The sequence below is a fragment of the Clostridium sp. AF34-10BH genome (genome assembly GCF_003478095.1).
In the GTDB taxonomy this organism is placed as follows: Bacteria; Bacillota; Clostridia; order Lachnospirales; family Lachnospiraceae; genus Acetatifactor; species Acetatifactor acetigignens.
In genome coordinates, this window is the sequence record NZ_QUEC01000004.1 from 21,975 (window position 1) to 39,147 (window position 17,173).

At 39.9% G+C, this 17,173-nt stretch carries 24 protein-coding genes; all 24 read left to right on the top strand.

Translation table 11 applies throughout. The features are described from left to right. Nucleotides 1–11: 11 nt before the first annotated feature. The 24 genes from cas5c (DWZ61_RS04415) to DWZ61_RS04520 all read left to right on the top strand — a co-directional run bounded on the left by cas5c (DWZ61_RS04415) (nucleotide 12) and on the right by DWZ61_RS04520 (nucleotide 17,146). Entirely contained in the window at nucleotides 12–737 is a 726-nt protein-coding gene (gene cas5c, locus DWZ61_RS04415) for a type I-C CRISPR-associated protein Cas5c (protein WP_118537547.1), read from the top strand. Then, complete coding sequence (locus DWZ61_RS04420) at nucleotides 730–2,610, top strand: type I-C CRISPR-associated protein Cas8c/Csd1 (RefSeq protein ID WP_182426982.1); 1,881 nt, start codon at nucleotides 730–732, stop codon at nucleotides 2,608–2,610. Before cas5c (DWZ61_RS04415) ends, DWZ61_RS04420 begins: the two co-directional genes overlap by 8 nt. Nucleotides 2,611–2,690: 80 nt before the next feature. Then, entirely contained in the window at nucleotides 2,691–3,590 is a 900-nt protein-coding gene (gene cas7c / locus DWZ61_RS04425) for a type I-C CRISPR-associated protein Cas7/Csd2 (RefSeq protein ID WP_118537549.1), read from the top strand. Between the two features lie 434 nt (nucleotides 3,591–4,024). After that, on the top strand, nucleotides 4,025–4,216 hold the full coding sequence (locus tag DWZ61_RS04430) for a hypothetical protein (RefSeq protein ID WP_118537550.1): 192 nt from the start codon (nucleotides 4,025–4,027) through the stop codon (nucleotides 4,214–4,216). A gap of 261 nt (nucleotides 4,217–4,477) precedes the next feature. Beyond that, complete coding sequence (locus tag DWZ61_RS04435; protein WP_118537551.1) at nucleotides 4,478–4,849, top strand: hypothetical protein; 372 nt, start codon at nucleotides 4,478–4,480, stop codon at nucleotides 4,847–4,849. Nucleotides 4,850–4,922: 73 nt separating this feature from the next. Then, nucleotides 4,923–5,582, top strand: coding sequence for a hypothetical protein (locus DWZ61_RS04440; protein ID WP_118537552.1), 660 nt, complete (start codon nucleotides 4,923–4,925; stop codon nucleotides 5,580–5,582). 34 nt (nucleotides 5,583–5,616) lie between these two features. Then, nucleotides 5,617–5,763: a hypothetical protein gene (locus DWZ61_RS19600; protein ID WP_182426983.1), complete on the top strand. Its 147-nt coding sequence runs from the start codon at nucleotides 5,617–5,619 to the stop codon at nucleotides 5,761–5,763. 18 nt (nucleotides 5,764–5,781) lie between these two features. Continuing rightward, nucleotides 5,782–6,003: a hypothetical protein gene (locus DWZ61_RS04445; protein WP_118537553.1), complete on the top strand. Its 222-nt coding sequence runs from the start codon at nucleotides 5,782–5,784 to the stop codon at nucleotides 6,001–6,003. 72 nt (nucleotides 6,004–6,075) lie between these two features. Then, nucleotides 6,076–6,345, top strand: a complete 270-nt coding sequence (locus DWZ61_RS04450; protein ID WP_118537554.1) for a hypothetical protein — start codon at nucleotides 6,076–6,078, stop codon at nucleotides 6,343–6,345. A gap of 184 nt (nucleotides 6,346–6,529) precedes the next feature. Continuing rightward, nucleotides 6,530–6,856, top strand: coding sequence for a hypothetical protein (locus DWZ61_RS04455; protein ID WP_118537555.1), 327 nt, complete (start codon nucleotides 6,530–6,532; stop codon nucleotides 6,854–6,856). A 63-nt stretch (nucleotides 6,857–6,919) separates the two neighbouring features. Then, nucleotides 6,920–7,348 carry an IS200/IS605 family transposase gene (gene tnpA / locus DWZ61_RS04460; protein WP_118537556.1) on the top strand — a complete coding sequence of 143 codons (429 nt, stop codon included), beginning with the start codon at nucleotides 6,920–6,922 and terminating at the stop codon, nucleotides 7,346–7,348. A 24-nt stretch (nucleotides 7,349–7,372) separates the two neighbouring features. Next, nucleotides 7,373–8,713: an IS200/IS605 family element transposase accessory protein TnpB gene (locus DWZ61_RS04465; RefSeq protein ID WP_118537557.1), complete on the top strand. Its 1,341-nt coding sequence runs from the start codon at nucleotides 7,373–7,375 to the stop codon at nucleotides 8,711–8,713. Nucleotides 8,714–8,969: 256 nt separating this feature from the next. Continuing rightward, nucleotides 8,970–9,137 carry a hypothetical protein gene (locus tag DWZ61_RS19605; RefSeq protein ID WP_182426984.1) on the top strand — a complete coding sequence of 56 codons (168 nt, stop codon included), beginning with the start codon at nucleotides 8,970–8,972 and terminating at the stop codon, nucleotides 9,135–9,137. 104 nt (nucleotides 9,138–9,241) lie between these two features. Continuing rightward, the gene (locus DWZ61_RS19610; protein ID WP_182426985.1) at nucleotides 9,242–9,529 is read left to right on the top strand and encodes a hypothetical protein; all 288 of its coding nucleotides are present in this window, start codon (nucleotides 9,242–9,244) and stop codon (nucleotides 9,527–9,529) included. Between the two features lie 39 nt (nucleotides 9,530–9,568). Beyond that, the gene (locus tag DWZ61_RS04475; RefSeq protein WP_118537559.1) at nucleotides 9,569–10,402 is read left to right on the top strand and encodes a hypothetical protein; all 834 of its coding nucleotides are present in this window, start codon (nucleotides 9,569–9,571) and stop codon (nucleotides 10,400–10,402) included. A gap of 21 nt (nucleotides 10,403–10,423) precedes the next feature. Then, entirely contained in the window at nucleotides 10,424–10,774 is a 351-nt protein-coding gene (locus DWZ61_RS04480) for a hypothetical protein (RefSeq protein WP_118537560.1), read from the top strand. Between the two features lie 32 nt (nucleotides 10,775–10,806). Next, complete coding sequence (locus DWZ61_RS04485) at nucleotides 10,807–11,040, top strand: hypothetical protein (RefSeq protein WP_118537561.1); 234 nt, start codon at nucleotides 10,807–10,809, stop codon at nucleotides 11,038–11,040. A gap of 37 nt (nucleotides 11,041–11,077) precedes the next feature. Beyond that, the gene (locus DWZ61_RS04490) at nucleotides 11,078–11,338 is read left to right on the top strand and encodes a hypothetical protein (protein ID WP_118537562.1); all 261 of its coding nucleotides are present in this window, start codon (nucleotides 11,078–11,080) and stop codon (nucleotides 11,336–11,338) included. Nucleotides 11,339–11,422: 84 nt separating this feature from the next. After that, nucleotides 11,423–11,848, top strand: a complete 426-nt coding sequence (locus DWZ61_RS04495; protein ID WP_118537563.1) for a hypothetical protein — start codon at nucleotides 11,423–11,425, stop codon at nucleotides 11,846–11,848. Nucleotides 11,849–12,043: 195 nt separating this feature from the next. Continuing rightward, nucleotides 12,044–12,361 carry a hypothetical protein gene (locus DWZ61_RS04500; protein ID WP_118537564.1) on the top strand — a complete coding sequence of 106 codons (318 nt, stop codon included), beginning with the start codon at nucleotides 12,044–12,046 and terminating at the stop codon, nucleotides 12,359–12,361. A gap of 205 nt (nucleotides 12,362–12,566) precedes the next feature. Next, nucleotides 12,567–12,899 carry a hypothetical protein gene (locus DWZ61_RS04505; RefSeq protein WP_118537565.1) on the top strand — a complete coding sequence of 111 codons (333 nt, stop codon included), beginning with the start codon at nucleotides 12,567–12,569 and terminating at the stop codon, nucleotides 12,897–12,899. Between the two features lie 383 nt (nucleotides 12,900–13,282). Next, nucleotides 13,283–14,320 carry a pentapeptide repeat-containing protein gene (locus tag DWZ61_RS04510; protein ID WP_118537566.1) on the top strand — a complete coding sequence of 346 codons (1,038 nt, stop codon included), beginning with the start codon at nucleotides 13,283–13,285 and terminating at the stop codon, nucleotides 14,318–14,320. A gap of 238 nt (nucleotides 14,321–14,558) precedes the next feature. After that, nucleotides 14,559–15,275: a type I-C CRISPR-associated protein Cas5c gene (cas5c, locus tag DWZ61_RS04515; protein ID WP_118537567.1), complete on the top strand. Its 717-nt coding sequence runs from the start codon at nucleotides 14,559–14,561 to the stop codon at nucleotides 15,273–15,275. Beyond that, the gene (locus tag DWZ61_RS04520) at nucleotides 15,275–17,146 is read left to right on the top strand and encodes a type I-C CRISPR-associated protein Cas8c/Csd1 (protein ID WP_118537568.1); all 1,872 of its coding nucleotides are present in this window, start codon (nucleotides 15,275–15,277) and stop codon (nucleotides 17,144–17,146) included. Before cas5c (DWZ61_RS04515) ends, DWZ61_RS04520 begins: the two co-directional genes overlap by 1 nt. The last annotated feature ends 27 nt before the right edge of the window (nucleotides 17,147–17,173 follow it).

Here is a 17,173-nt window from a genome sequence, read left to right on the forward strand (position 1 = left end):
AAGGAGTCCGCATGCAAAGACCACAGAAATTTTTCACATTTAATGTAATGGCAGAAGCAGATATGGCTTGTTTTACGGCACAGGAGTTTAAGACGGACCGGTTTTCTTATCCCGTACCCACTCCAGGAGCGCTCGAAGGTATGTTGAAGCAGATCTTCTGGAAACCGCCGATCGAGTACCGTGTACGTAAAATTGCTGTCTGCCGGAAACCAAAATATAGAAATATCAAAAGAAACGAAGTAAAAGAAAAAGCAAAATACGGGAATATTACTACCGGAATTTCTACGCATGATACGAGAACACAACGCAATACATGTTATCTTATGAATCCAAAGTATATTATCCAGGTAGATGTGATCCTTCATCCAAACAGAGTTCAAAGAGATGAAGAAAACGGTGTGCGCCTGCCGGTTAAATACAGGGAGATTATTAAGCGTCGGTTTCAGAACCAGAATGAGTTCCGTGTTCCGTTTCTTGGCTGTCAGGAATGTATTGCCAATGTGGAATGGGTAGATGACTTTGATAAAGCCGTGGAAGAGAACATGGAAAAAGAAATGAAAACTTCCGGAGAAATCGATTACGGCTTTATGAGAAGCCGGATGAAATTCAGAAACGGTGGGCGTCCGGTCAATGATGACTGGGTTAACCCCGTATGGGACGAAACAGCGGACACCTCATTTTATCATGCCGTTATGAACAATGGTATCATTAATGTCGAGGAGGAAAGTTATGCTTAATAAAGGAATTGTTCAGGATCTCGTAGATTATTGCGAACATCTGGAAAAGAACGGAATGGTTCCAAAAAGAGGCTACGAATATAAGGAAGCGCATTTTCTCATTCATCTAACGGAAAACGGAGAAATTATCTCAATAGAGTCACTTGGTAAAATCAACTTTGATGAAAAATCTAAAAAAGAAAAGGAATCTTTTCTCAAATACGAAACCACTTACGCGAACTCTGTAAACGGAACGATCCGTATTCCGGAGATACGTGCCGCATATCTGTTTGGACTGGATTATGACAACAGCAAAAAGAGTATTGTGATCAAACGGAACAAAGACAGCAAACCGGACCGGCATGAAAAATTGAAGGCAGCCACACTGGTGGCTATCGGGGATATTAATGATCCCGGAAAAGTAGATTCTCCTATTGTGAATGCCTACCGGAACTTTATAAAAAACTGGGATCCGGATAAATGGGAAGAAAATGAAGTTTTTCAGAAAACCATTTCAGAAAAAGATGCTTCAAAATTGTTGAATTCCAATTTTCTTTTCTGTTTAAACGATGATAAGGATGCATTGCTTCAGAATGACCCGGCACTGCGAAAACGGTGGGATGAAGTGCTGTTTAATAAGCGGCTCCTTGAAAATTCCAATTACTCAGGATTCAGCACCCATGGGGAAGATACCCAGGTTCCGATAGCGAAAGTACATCATCAGGTTACCGGTGCATGGGGCGGGACAGGATCTACTTTTGCCTGCAATAACTTCCCTGCTGCAGAAAGTTATGGACTGCAACAAGCAAACACCTGCGCTACCTCTGTCGATGATATGGAGAAATACACCCGTGCTTTAAATTATCTGGCTCATAGCGGACTAAAACATAATTTCAGCGAAGGCAACAGTACTTATGTGTTCTGGTCCATGGACGGAGGAGAAGCGGTTGAAAACATTTATTCAGAGTTCCTTGGACAGAAAACAGTAGATGTCTCGGCAGAAGAGAGGCTTAGAAATATTCTTGCCTGTGCATATTTTGGAACGATCAACGAAGAAAAAGTCCGCACCATTCTTGGCGATCTCGCCGACAGTGATCTTCGTGTCCTTGAGATAGATAACAGTACAAGCGGCAGAATCATCGTAAAAGGATATAGCTGCTCTACATTGTTGCAAATTATCGAACATGTTGCAATGTTTCAGAGTTCCTTGCAGGTAACGGGAAGAAATAACATATATACCTATAAACAGATACGGGATGTGCTATATCCGGAATCTTCCAAAGGTAATAAAAACTTTCTCGAAAAAGAAGATGTCGTTTTGCAGGAGATTCGCCGGTCAGTTTTCCGTGAAGGATACGCTTCCGGGATCATGGCTCAGAAAGCATTGTCGAGATTATCCATGGAAAAAGAGTGCCTTACATCAAGATATTACATTCAGTGCGGCATCTTAAAATCTCATCTTATGCGGTCCATTAAAAAAGAAAGTGAGAAAATTACGGGAATGGTAAATGAAAATAATACTAACGCTGGATATTTGTGCGGAAGATTACTGGCGGTGGTCGACAGTCTTCAATATGTAACGGCTGCCGTCAAACCCCAGAGGACGATGCTCACGACGAAGATAGCGGCGGTGTCAATGAATCCAGCAGATGCTTTTGTTTCTATCCTTAATTATAAGGAATATTACCTTGCGAGAACAAACAATATTGCATTACGCGTATATTACGGCAAGCTGATCAACGATATTCTCGGAAAATTCGAAAACGGAATTCCGAAACGGATGACCGACAGAGACCGGAGCTTCTTTTATATTGGTATTGCACAACAGAAAGATGCTTTGCTTACAAAGAAAAAGGCGGAAGAAAAGGCTGCCTTAGCCGAAACATCTGCATAATTTTTGTGCAGAAAAATACAATATCATCAAAAACTGTCATAATAATATTGAAACATAAAATATACCAAAGGAGAAAATGTATGAATTTTAGAAACATTCCTATTGATTCTAACTGCACTTATGATTTTGTAGTTCTTAATTCCTGTACATACAGCAATCCCAACGGGGATCCCGACTTCGACAACCAGCCGAGATGCAATCCGGAGACTGGAAGAGGAGAGATCACAAGTGACTGTCTGAAAAGAAAGATCCGTGACCGTGTCAGCCAGCTTACCGAAATGGGCGCCGTCGATGTATCTGCCAACAACATCTTCATCCAGTCGGAAACCTGCCTGAATAATCTGATCGGCAACGCCGTCAAGGAAAGTGGCCTTTCCGAAAAAGATATCAAAAAGGACGACGACGCAAATAAAGCTGTCAGATATATGCTGGACAGGTACTTCGACGTCCGCATATTCGGGGCCGTATTAAGTACCGGTGCTCTCAAAAATACTAATGCACATATCACAGGAGCAGTTCAGATGAGCTACGGCGTCAGCGAAGATCCGATATATATCCGGCAGACAAAATGCGTAAGAAATGCGCATACGACCGAAGCTAGAAGCGAAAATGCCGGCGGAGAATTTGCTTCCAAGCCCGTTGTGGAATTCGGTCTGTATAAGGCGTATGGACGCTATATGGCATGCCAGGGCAAAAAGAACGGAGTAAAAGATGCGGATCTTGCCCTGTTGTTTGAAGCGATCTGTTCCATGTACGACAATGATCTGTCTGCCTGCAGAAACGGCATGTGCATGGAAAAACTGGTAGTGTTCAAACACAATAATGAGAGAGCTATCGGATCGCTCAAGAAATATGCGGACCGCGTAAAGGCTGTAAAAAAGACGGATGAAGATTATCCTCATTCCATGAATGACTATGAGGTGAAGATCGATAGAGAAAACACTCCGGAAGATGTGGAAATTTACGTGATTGACCTGTAAGAGGTCGTGAGGTGCGAATGTTATGCGGATGGGAAATAGACGGGACATTCGCACCGGATTTATATAATCATTTGTGCAAATTAGTTCATTCGAATAGCCAACAATTTGCTATCGACAATATATGATAATTTATTTATATTGTGATACTATATATCGCGGTCGCTCCTTACGTTGGAGCGTGAATTGAAATATGCATACGCTTGAATCCATTCAACCCCAAGAAATCGTCGCTCCTTACGTTGGAGCGTGAATTGAAATTAACATATTAATTATGAAGATAGTAGCTACCTGGTCACTCCTTGCGCGGGAGCGTGAATTGAAATAGCAAGAGCCTAGCATCTCGTGTGTTTAGCTTTTTATCGCTCCTTTTGCGGGAGCGTGAATTGAAATCTAATCGCTGTTCTATCAAAATATAACAAGGAGAAAATATAAATATGCTTTCGAAAATCATTTTAATAATCGCTATATTGCTCGTCCTTATTGTTTGGTGTATATTATTTGGCCCAGTTCACGTTCCTCTTTTTAAGGATGAACGGGATCTTTTGGATGAGGATGAGTTGGAAATTATGCTTGATATGCTTGAAAAAGAAACGAAAGAAACAGAAGAGAACGAATCGACGAAGTAGTTACCGTTGTTTTGCCAAGTCGCTCCTTACGTTGGAGTGTGAATTGAAACCCACCAAAACATCTTTTGTTTTCTGCTCTGATCGTCACTCCTTATGCGGGAGTGTGAATTGAAATATGGCCGTGGCAACGTTAAGCTAGTCGCTCCTCACAAAGGGGCGTGAATTGAAAACATGCTGAAATATCTTTGGTAGCCTCAATCTAAATCGCCCCTTCGAGGGGACATGAATTGAAAGCAACATACCAGTGCAAAAGGAGGAAATATGTCAAGCACAATAGTTATGGCACTTATAATAGTGACAATCATCGTTACCGCATTTGGGCTAATTGTTGAGGTTCTAAAACGCGATGTAAAAAAGGCTTTTGCTTCGTTTGGTCTAATTGTTATGCTAACGGTTGGAGCCAATGTATATTATTCATTTATATTCACACAATCGGAAAACACGGAGCAGATAGTGATTGATAATCAAATTAACGTTGTATCAAATGAAACAGAGCAGAAAAATGATTCTTTATCCGAAAAAGAAACCATATTATTGGGAATAGCATTAGCTGCAATAATTTCGTTGCCGATAATTATTCCCAAGCTTCAAGACACTTTCGAAACTGAGGATGCATCGAAAAAGCAATCTTGAATTATACATTAGCATAAAGATTAATTTTCAAAAAAGCACTTAAAGAAAAAGATAATTAAAAAAGGAGAAATATATGAGCAAGGTAACAGCTGGAATCAATAGAATTAATCAGGAGTTAGATAAAATTTCAGGAATGGACGGTATTGCCGCTGATAAGATTGCTGAATTAGAAACTTACGTGAAGGAAATGGTATCGGATTTATTAGAATATCATTCCGAAGCAAATGTTTTTAATTATGATGGCAATAATTGTTGTAAGGAAAAATCTGTAAAAGAATTGGATAAACAGATACAAAAAGAACATTGTATCATTAATCATCTGTATGCCCAGATTAACGCTTATGAACGGAGCCTCGAACGTTTGAAAAATGAACGGGAAGCAGCCATCAAGAGAGAAGACGAAGCGTACATTGACGAATGGTTTAATATTCGTTTCGGAATTTCCAATCAGCAAGAAGCACGGACTAAATCTATTTATATTGTTTTTGACGAAAATGGAAATTTTGTAAAAACCGTAACTACTGGATATGATGAAGAATTTCATTATGTTAGTCCTGTAGAAGATGAAGATACAATGGAGCATTGGCTAAGAGAAAACAAGTTATATGCACACAGGGCTTCATCATTTTGCGATAGAAACAGAAGTTGGTATAGTCTGCCTTTAAAAGAACAGCTGAAAAATATAGGTTGGGATTTTGATGAGACCGGAAAATTAATAAAGACACAGTGGTAAACATTTGAAATGGCGATTTAAAAGGAGTTTATCAATGAATTTTGATGAAATATTTGACAAAATAAGAAACAGAACTTGGATTCCAATATCTGATACAGAATTGGTGAATATGATTGTGAATGCAAATATGAACGGAACGATTGATGATGAAGAAAAAGATTTGTTACTTGAAATGGTATAGAAAATAATGGAGGAAAATATGACAAATTACGATAAAATTCGAAATATGCAACCCATCGATTTAGCTATTTATTTAACTAAAATGAGGGAAAAGGCAATTGATGATTATGAGGAACAGAAAAGATATCCAATGGGAATTGCAGAAACACTACATATGTTAAATGAGGAAGTTATCGAAAAAGAAGAGGGATTGAAAGAGCATGAAAAACGAAAGAATTGTGGAAAACTTAAAAGATTTTGAAGATTGGCAGAGAAATGAAGAAATGGAAATAGAAAATTAACTAACCCACATAATATTTATATAGGAGAAAATATGGAAAATAAATACGTTTATGAAATGTTAAATGATATCAAAGCCAAAAACAGAATAAGAATGTGTTTGCTTTATGAGAAGTTAGAAAACAATGATAAAGAACGAATGAAATGGATCAAAAACAAGCTTCCGTGGTATATCACAAAGTTTTGTAGAATTTCAAGTAACGAAATAATTTTAAAGGATACAAGTATTTTTATTGGTGTGAATTTTGGGAAGTCCGCTAGAAGTAACTGTTATATCGAACTTACCCCCAGGGACATCGACTGATATCACTATGAACTATAGGACCTCAATTTGAGGTCCTGTTTTTATGTCAAAATTTATTATAGAGGAGGTTGTGACGGAAGAAAAATGATATTGATATGCAGTGGAACAACAGTCTCAAAGGCTGCTGTTTGTATATTTCTCATGTGTTTATCTTTCATATTAATGAATATGGGAGGTATTCACTATGGATAGAGACACAATCAGACGTATGGATCCGGAATTATACCAAGAAAAACTGGAAAAAGCTGTTATGGATGACGTAAGCTGTATCTTGAACATCAATAAAGGACATTCTTCAGTATTACATGCAGGACAGTCGATTGACGATATGGCTATGAGAGTAGTCAAAGAAGGAAAACAGGCTGTATCCAGTTTTTACAATGCAGAATCGTTGATCGGAAACTTGCAAGACGCCGTTTATTTTGAAGCCGAGAATATAACCAACTGGATTACATCAGACAGGATAGATTTCAAAAAGCCTATTGATAAATTTGCCGCCGCACACTCGTGACTTTAGTCGTAAGTAAGGCGGCATTCTCTTGTTAAAATACATATCATATGGTATAATACTTATATGGATAAAACAACGTATTTTTCAATACCAAAAGATGTAACGCATGGTCGTGGTTATGTATATTCCCTACAGTATCATATCGTATGGGTTACTAAGTACCGGAAACCTGTATTCCTGGGTGATATCGAAGAGGATGTAAGAAATTATCTTCTCGAAACACTCAAATCTTTGGATATGGATGTAATTGCAATGGAAGTCATGCCGGATCATATACATCTGCTTGTAAACTGCAAACCGCAGTTAAGACTATCGGACGCTATCAAGATACTCAAAGGGAACACGGCCCGCTGGCTCTTTTTAAAACATCCGGAGATCAAAACGCAGCTCTGGGGCGGTCATCTGTGGAATCCTTCCTATTTTGTGGCTACCGTAAGTGACAGGTCATTCAATCAGGTAAAATCTTATATCGACCACCAGAAGATCCAGTAATTTTCTGAAAGGAGGCATTGTGGTATGAAGATATTTTCTTCCTACAGTGTGAAGATCAAACATTATAACATTATTTTCAAAGACACTGTAGCTATATACCGCAGTGCCGTGGATTATCTGATCGGTATGTGTATGGAAGAATGGGACACTGTTTCCGGCATCCAGGGAAATCTCCTGCGCCAGCAGTACATGGAACGTCTGTGTCATGCTACGGCCGATAATCCTGACCCAAAGTATACCGGTTTTGACAGAAGATTCTATAAGTTTCCCAGTTACCTGAGGCGCAGTGCGATCAGTGAGGTTATCGGTAAAGTATCCTCTTACAAAAGCACTCTCGCGAACTGGGAAGCAGCTGACGCTAGTATTCGAGGCCGGAAGCCTTCTTTTCCGAAAGCGGGATTTATTTATCCCTGTCTGTATAAGACCGGTATGTATGAACAGACTGGATCCTACGAGGCCAGGATCAAGGTATATATCCGTAATACCTGGGACTGGATCACGCTGGATCTTCGCAAGTCTGATGTTGATTACATTACACGCAGATGCCAGTCCCGTAAGAAATGCGCTCCCACTCTCAGAAAACGGGGGCATGAATGGTATCTGGATTTTCCTTTTGAAGAAGAAACAGTTCTTGCGGATACAGATATATTTCATCAGACGATAGCTGCTGTTGACCTCGGTATTAATTCTACCGCTACGGTTTCCATCATGCGTCCGGATGGCACGATCCTAGGCAGACATTTCTGTAAGCTGCCCAGAGAATACGACTCTCTGAAGCATGCAACGAACCGGATCCGGAAGGCTCAGCAGCATGGTAATTTCAAGACACCCAGACTCTGGGCCAGAGCGAAAGGCATCAACGATGATATTGCTGTCAAAACTGCCGGCTTCATCATAGATACCGCAGTACTCTATAATGCCGATACCATCGTCTTTGAACATCTGGACCGTAAGGGAAAGAAGCGTGGTTCCGGGAAGCAGAAACTTCATCTGTGGCGCAGCCAGTATGTACAGTCCATGGTGGAGCATAAAGCCCACCGGATCGGCATGCATGTCAGTCGAATCTGCGCATGGGGAACCAGCCGGCTGGCTTTTGACGGATCCGGAAGTGTACTGCGTGGCCGTGAAGCGGATCTGGGATCCTACAGTGTCTGCCAGTTCCGGACCGGCAAGATCTATAACTGCGACCTGAATGCCTCCTATAACATAGGAGCGAGATATTACATAAGGGAACTCTTAAAATCCGTGCCTGCGAAGGTAAGGTTGGCGCTTGAGGCAAAAGTCCCTCAGGCTGCCAGGAGAAGCACCTGCACGTTATCTGTGTTAATTAACCTGAATGCGGAGCTTGTGTCCATGGCGGCATAAGTATCTGAGTTTGGGCTGTATCATAGAAACGAAGTTCCCGTCTTCTAAAGAGACTACGTGTACGAAAGTACATTTACGGGAAGCATGCGCCTTTAGTCGTGTGAGGCTTCATATAATAAAGAAAAAGTTAAGAGAGGTATATATATGTACAATCCCGAAATTACATACCGAAACGAAAAACAGCACCTGCTTCTTCCCGGAGTAGCTCTGAATAAACTGGAGCCGTTCCTGCAAAAAAAAGAAAATTGAATATAAAGTGACAAGCCCCGGAAAAGAAGATTACAACGACGAATGGGGAGCCTATTGGAAGTATGGTAAATTAAGCGGATATCGCAATACCGTGGCGGTTATTTCATACATCGACAGCGATTGTCTGCTGAGAATAGCGGAAGAACTGCGAAATATCAATGACAACGAAATTTAATGAAAAGCCGGCAATATGCCGGCTTTTATGTATATGAGTTTCTGCAAATACTGCGAACCGATAAATTCCGCAGACTTATGCGTCGTCCATGTAGGGAAGTGATTATGCGAAACGGTCTGACGCATTGGATTAAGAAAAAGAAATCCATGCAGGATATGTCTATGGAAGAGAAAAAACTTACTGTTGACGATTTTAAATTTTCCCAACGATTATATTTAACGTTAAGAAGAAATTGTGTCAAAACGGTCGGCGATTGGTACAGCAGTGGATTGCTAATCTGCCATCTCGGAGAAAAATCCGGTATCGGGGTTCAAGTCCCCGTCACGGCGCTAATATCCATAATGTTTCAGAAAACCTTCCGGAAAACTTCCGAAAGGTTTTTTCTTTCATAATAAGATTGTCAAAACTAAGATAAAATGGAGGAAAATATTATGGGACAAAGATCACAAATTTTTGTACGCTATCAGGAAACAGACGGAACCCGCAAACTGGTGGCAAGATATTATGGCTGGAATTACGGAGAACGCATGATCAGTCGTGCAAGACATACAATAGAATGGCTCAAAGAAAATTATGAGCTTATATCTTTCTATGCAGAGAAAATACCGAGAATTCTTGATACGAATTTCGACATGGGCGACTGTGTGATCAGCAGTGATATTCTGAAAGAGTACCAGGAATTATATGGTCCGGAGGATTCTCTTAACGATGTTTTGTTTTACGGGCAGGATAACAACGATGGAAGATTGCTGATCGATATTGATAATGCCGGAAACATCAAATACGCATTTCTTACCTCAGAGAGCGATACGCCGTTATCATCAGTAGAGTATATGGAGTGGGATATCGGTTCTGACTGGAATAAAGTGTCAGAATGCAACGGCAAAGAAGCTATTCAGACCTGCAAACGTAATATCAGTAAAATTAATATGATGGCGGATCTGATGACGGCGGAAGAGGCACAGGAATTTATTTCTGCGGATTACAGCGGCAGTCTTCCTCAGAAACCGAAAACAAACTGGATCGTGGCCATTGCAGATATGCTTTCCGGAAACGGAAGTGATGCTGTCTGGTGTGATGACGATGGACAGATACTTGTGGCATCGGAAGAAGCAGCCAATGCCGTAGCCGACCTCATCGAAGCCTTCTACAGATCTCAGGGAGAAGAAATATCTGTAAACACCGGATATTACGATCCTGAAGAAGATAAAAGAAATGGAGAAGAAACCGAACATACCGGCTGGTGGTATGTTGATGTTAATTAGAATTTAATGGAGGTAGAAAAAATGTATAAAGCAACAAATATTGATACGGACAAGGCTCTCAAAGCAATCAATGATTCAAGAGCAATACAGGAAAGAGCGTCACAGCTTAGATCGGAAAAAGAAAGATCTTACATGGAGGGACTGAACAAAGGACTTGATATTGCTGAAAGTCTTTTTGAATGTTCAAATTATGAGAAATCGGCGCAGGAGGCAACTTATACAGATGGTGTCTGCGAGGTACTCTATGAACTTGGAAAAGAACTTGATATACCAACTCAGGATATAAGAGATAATATTGCATCGGTAGATGAAGCCTGCGCTCTGTTTGCAGACAGGATTCGGGAAGCAATAGCAAGAGATAAGGATCAGTAAACTGAAATATTAAGATTTATGGAGGCATTTGTATGAGAAAAATACATGAATGTGCAGAAGATATAAAAAATATTTTAAATGATGCAGAACGAACCGAAGAGGTTGACGGAGATATGTTATGTAGTATTAATGAGTTGGTGGATGAAATTTTATCAATATATTGTTTAGAAAAACAACAAAGAAAAATGGCTATAGCTGAAGAAAATGAGATTCTTTCAGAAGAGGCTAAAAAAGCAGGATGGAAGTCTGGTGTTATGAACATCTAAACTGAAAGTTGAAATATCACAAGGAGAAAATCATTAAATGTCAAAGATAATGAAATATAATCCGAAGGACTTCACGATTGAGATCTGCCCATGGTGCGGAAAAGAGCAGGTGATCTACGCAAAAGGTATCACAAGATGTCTTTGCGGTAAGCCGCTCGCTCCGTGCAGTATGTGTGAAAGTTGCAATTACAAATTCTGCGATTACGGCTGCAACGGCACAGACTCAGATGCTGAAAAACAAGTAGATCACGAAGCAATTCCGGAAGAAGACCAGAAAATTTTATATGAAAAATTATAAGAGAAGCAGCCCTTGCGGCTGTTTTTCCTCACTGTTTTCTTTCATATTAATTGCATCAAAGAAAAACGGAGGAAGAGTATTTTTATGATGAATGAAGAGATTAATTTTTACAGAGGACTGGCGGCAGAAATTAAACCGGAAGGATTCAGATCATTTTTGTTTCAGAGCGAAACGTCGGAATGGCTGTATGTGATTACCCCGAACAATTCCTGGATGTCGATCGATTTTGAATCAGACGGACTCAATATCGTATATCATTATGAGCCTTCCCGCGAATTTGGACAGGGATGTCGTTACAATGAAGATCCGTTTCGTGAAATCACGGCAGAAACACTTCTGGAAGCAGAGAGATTCGGTAAGAATTTTGGTCACAGAGGCTGGATCAATGTTCCGAACAGATACGACGGGTTCTCTCATAGAGAAATTGTATGGAAAAAGCCGAAACATTATGAGAATGCTTATAAAGCAATGATGCAGAGCTGGTGTGCGAAACAGCTGATTGAATTATAAGAAATAGCGCCCTCATGGCGCTATTTTTATGCAGAATTTTCAAAGAGCCGGAACCGAAAGACGTCAAGATTGTCGTGGACAAATGGGTAGAAAAGAAAAAGAACGCAAAATGACTATTTAAGCCATCCGGAAAATTCCGGAGGGCTTTTTCTTTCATAATAAAATTATCAAATAGAGAAATGGAGGAAAGAAAAAATGCAAAGAGATATTAAGTTCGACTGGCATAGATTTACAACAAAGGATCTGACGCGGCTGAACACTGATCGGACACTGGATATTTATGGATATGTTCTGATTGATACAGACGCAGGGCGATATATCGCCGATATTCAGTGGGAGACTATAAGGGATTATGGAAGAAGAGGAATATCCATAAACTTATATGAATCCGATGACGATTGGTATCACAATCTCTGGCTGACAGATCTTAAATCTATCGTAACAGCCACAGATTATAAACGATTTCAGAAGAGAGCGGAAGCAGTAATCCGTAAATATCTGGAAGAAGTATAGGAGAAAAATACGCTGATAAGTGAAGCAAAGAAAGGTATTAAATTTTTTGCGCAGGGATATGGCGAGGGGCCGGATCGTTTTTAATGAGATCGAATTATCGTTGCCGCACAGAAACAATGAATTACTCTGCCTGAAGCTGAAAAATGATGGCAAGTACGTTCGGGCCGAAGATGGATGTCTGGAAAAAATCTGAAAGGAAAAGAATATGAATAAACAGAAAGAATATAAGCAGATCGTTATTGGGGAGTATGTCGCTACCCCGATCAAGAACGCGTTTAATTCAAAGACGGCATACTGGCTGTCAAAAGCAAACTGCATGGTATCAATATATATGTTTACCTGCGAGAACGGCTATAACGAAAAAGAGATGTTTTCCGATATGAATCTGGCTATCTACATTGCCATGCTTGAGGAAAAATGCAAGCGAGCCCATGATCATGTTGTTTACATGGAAGAATACAGGACAGCAAAGGAATACCTGAAAAATATCACCACCGATGGCGACTGTATCATCATCGAAGGTAAAAAGAGAAATTAGCTCCGGTCTTTTCCGGAGTTTTTCTCTGAAAAATTTTTGTGCAGAAATTTGCGTACATTTTAATATCTGCTATAATATGATCATCGGTTAACAAAACAACCGACTTCCCCCAATTATCTTTGATGCGTTCCCCGGTCAGGCTGGCCGGGGATATTTTTATGTCTATAGATATCCGTTTTCTTTCATATTAAAGGAAAGCAAAGATAACAGGAGAAAAACGTAATGAAAGAACCAAAGGATTGTAGATGCACCTGATAAAAATCTGATTAAGAGGCACTTGAAATTTGATTTCAAGTTCCCTTCATGGCTTTTTTACACAAAATAAATCAATATTGTTTTCTGTCATAATAATATAAACAAAAAAGAGAAAAGGAGAAAAGATAATGAAAAATAATACCGTTCAGAATGTAGTGCATGGGTTCAAGGTGTTCAGATCTGATTGGACTTGTTCACCTAATGGCAACACTAAACAATACACTTGCCCCGGAAAATTTGAGGAAGAAGGGGAACTTGTTGTTTGCTTTCACGGTATGCACTTCTGTCAAACTGCTGCCGACTGCTTCAATTATTATAGTTTTGACAGCAATAACAAGGTTGCAGAAGTCATTGCTTATGGTGAAGTGCAGACAGAAAATGACAAGTCATGTACTGATAAACTGGAAATCGTGCGTGAAATCCCGTGGGATGAAGTGCTGCGAATCGTCAATATCGGAAAAAATTGCACGGGTCGCTGCAACACCGGGGATTGGAACACCGGGAACTGCAACACCGGGGACGGCAACACCGGGAACTGCAACACCGGGAACTGCAACACCGGGAACTGCAACACCGGGGACTGGAACACCGGAGACAGGAACACCGGAAACGGGAATACCGGAAACGGGAATACCGGAAACGGGAATACCGGAAACGGGAATACCGGAAACGGCAACACCGGAAACGGGAATACCGGAGACGGGAATACCGGAAACGGGAATACCGGAAACGGCAACACCGGAAACAGGAACACCGGAGACAGGAATACCGGAAACAGGAACACCGGGGATTGGAACACCGGGGATTGGAACAAATCGTCTTTTAATACTGGCTGTTTTAACACAAAAGAACAGAAGATCAGGCTATTCAATAAGCCGTCAAGCATGACATATCGTGAATGGATAGATTCAGATGCAAGATATTTACTGAATCAGATACCAAAGAATGTTGTTGAATGGGTACATAAAGAAGATATGACTGATACGGAAAAGGCAGCACATCCAACCTATGAAACAACAGGCGGGTACATCAAAGTGCTTGATGAATCTGAATGTGGTCAGTTGTGGTGGAATGCTCTGACTGACTATCAGAAAAATATCATCAAGGGAATACCAAACTTTGATGCTGATATTTTCTTCCAATGTACCGGAATCAGAACCAATTAATTTTAAGCTCCCTCCGGGGAGCTTTTGTATTGCTCAGGCAAAAAAGAAAAGCTGCGAAAAAGCAACTGATGTTCCATGTATAACAATGATCTGTTCGCATCCAAAAACGAAATGTGTACAGCAAAGCTTATCGTATTCAAACACGGTAATGAAAAGTTTCAAAATTATCTGTGCAGAAATTACCAAACTTCTTAGAATCTGTCATAATAACAATAGATAAAGAGAAAGGAGATCAGATATGAGTAGCCCCGAAAAAATTATGACATTTAATGTTATGGCAGAAGCTGAACTGGCATGTTTTACGGCCCAGGAATTTAAAACAGACAGATTTTCCTATCCCATTCCCACTCCTGGAGCGTTAGAGGGAATGCTGAAACAGATTTTCTGGAAACCGCCTATCGAGTACCGGATCAAAAAGATTGCCGTGTGCCGTAAACCTAAATATCGTAATATAAAGCGTAATGAAATAAAAGATAAGGCAAAGGCTACGAATTATACTACAGGAATTTCTGTCAAGGACAGCCGCACACAAAGAAATACAGGATATCTGGTAAATCCAAAATACATTATTCAGGTAGAAGTTTTCTTACTTCCGAACAGAGTAGAAAGAGATCTTGCATCAGGGGTAAACATCAAAAATAAATACCGGGAAATCATAAAACGTAGATTTATGGAACAGAGTGAGTTCCGTACCCCCTTCTTAGGATGTTCAGAATGTATCGCTGATGTAACCTGGATTGATAATTTTGAAAAGGCCATATGCGAAAATATGGACGAAGAAATGAAAACCTCTGGAGATATCGACTATGGGTTCATGAGATGCCGTATGAAATTCAGGAACGGTGGACACCCGGATAATAATAACTGGGATAATCCGGTATGGAATGAAGCAGCGGATCCTACATTTTATCATGCTCTTATGAAAAATGGAATAATCACCGTGGAGGAGGCATAATGACGCAGAATAAGGGACTGGTCCTTGATTTGGTAGATTATTGTGAAAAATTAGAAAAGGCTGGAAAAATCTTGCCTTGCGGCTATGAGAATAAAATTGCTCATTATTGTATTCATTTATCTATTGATGGGTGCATTACAAAGATCGAATCCTTGGCTTCCGAAGAAAAGCCGGGAATAGTGATCCAGACAACATTTGCTAATTCCACAAAAGGAAATATCCGAATCCCGGAAATTCGAGGAAAATATCTTTTTGGAATGGAATTTGACAAAGATAAGAAAACAATTGTTATTAAAAAGAATAAGAACGGCTTTCTCGAATTGCATGATAAGCTGATGGAAGAAACATTAAAAGCTCTTGGAGATGAAGATGATCCAAATAAGGTAGACTCGCCGGTAGTAAACGCTTATCGAAGATTTGTTGAAAAATGGAATCCGGAAAAATGGATGAACAATCCGGTTTTTGAGCCATTTCTTGAAACAAATACGGCACAGAAGGTATTGTCTCTTAATTATATTATTTGTGTCGATGACCCGGAATGTAGCTTTTTGCATGAAGATCCCGCATTAAGAAAGCGTTGGGATGATGTTATCTTCAAACAGAGGTTATTGGAAAAGTCGAATTATAACGGCATCAGCCAGCAGGATGGAAAAACATTGGTTCCGATTGCAAGTGTCCATAATCAGATAACCGGAATGTGGGGTGGAAGCGGAATCACATTTGCCTGCAATAATTTCGAGGCGGCAGTAAGTTATGGTCTGTTAGATGCAAATACATGCGGGACTTCCGTTTATGATATGGAAAAGTACACCCGCGCTTTGAACTATTTGGCAGCCAGTGGTTCAAAACATAATTTTAAAGAAGGTAACAGCGTATTTGTTTTCTGGTCCATGGACGGAAGCGAAAGAGCAGAAGAAATTTATTCTGGATTACTGGATCAATATAATATGGACGAAGCCATGGAAGAAAAAATCCGCAAGTTATTTGAATGTGTCCATTGCGGAATCCTGGATAGAGACAGGTTGGATTTATTACTTGGAGAAGTTGCTAATAGTGATTTTCGAATCCTTGAACTGGATGTCGGAACGAAAGGAAGAATTATTGTAAAAAACTATAGCTATTCAACATTTTCGAATATTGTTGAAAACGTAGTTAAATTTCAGGAGTCTTTGCAGATTGGTTCTAAAAAAACAATCCGTTCATATAAGAACATACGAAATGTTTTATTCCCGGATATTGCAAACGCAAATAATGTCCTGAACAAAGAAGAGTATATGCTGAGAGAAATTCGTCGGTCTGCTTTCTATGATGGATACGCATCGTTTAATATAGCTCAAAGAGCATTATTAAGACTATCCGTAGAAAGAAACTTTTTCAGCAGCAGGTTTTATATTCAGGTTGGAATATTAAAATCCTGGTTGATGAAAAATACAAAAAATGAATGTGAGGTATTAACTGAAATGTTAAATGAAGACAATACAAATGCGGGATACTTATGCGGACGCCTGTTGGCTGCCGTTGATTCTTTACAGTATGTAACGGCGGATCCAAAACCGAATAAGGGACTGATCACAACAAGGATTGCTTCCGTATCCATGTATCCGGCAGATGCTTTTATTCAGATATTACATTATAAAGAGTATTATCTCGCAAGAGCAAAAAATAAAGGAACCAGGGTTTATTATGATAAGCTGATTAACAGTATTCTTGATAAATTCGAAGATGGAATTCCAAAGAAATTAAATGACAGAGACAGAAGTTTCTTCTTTGTCGGACTGGCTCAGCAAAAGACGGCTTTATTTTCTGCTAAAAAAGTTTCTGACTCAGATACGGAAGAAACAGCTGGCAATGCAGATACAGCGATTGCATAATTCGCAAATAGTCAATAACTTATTTAA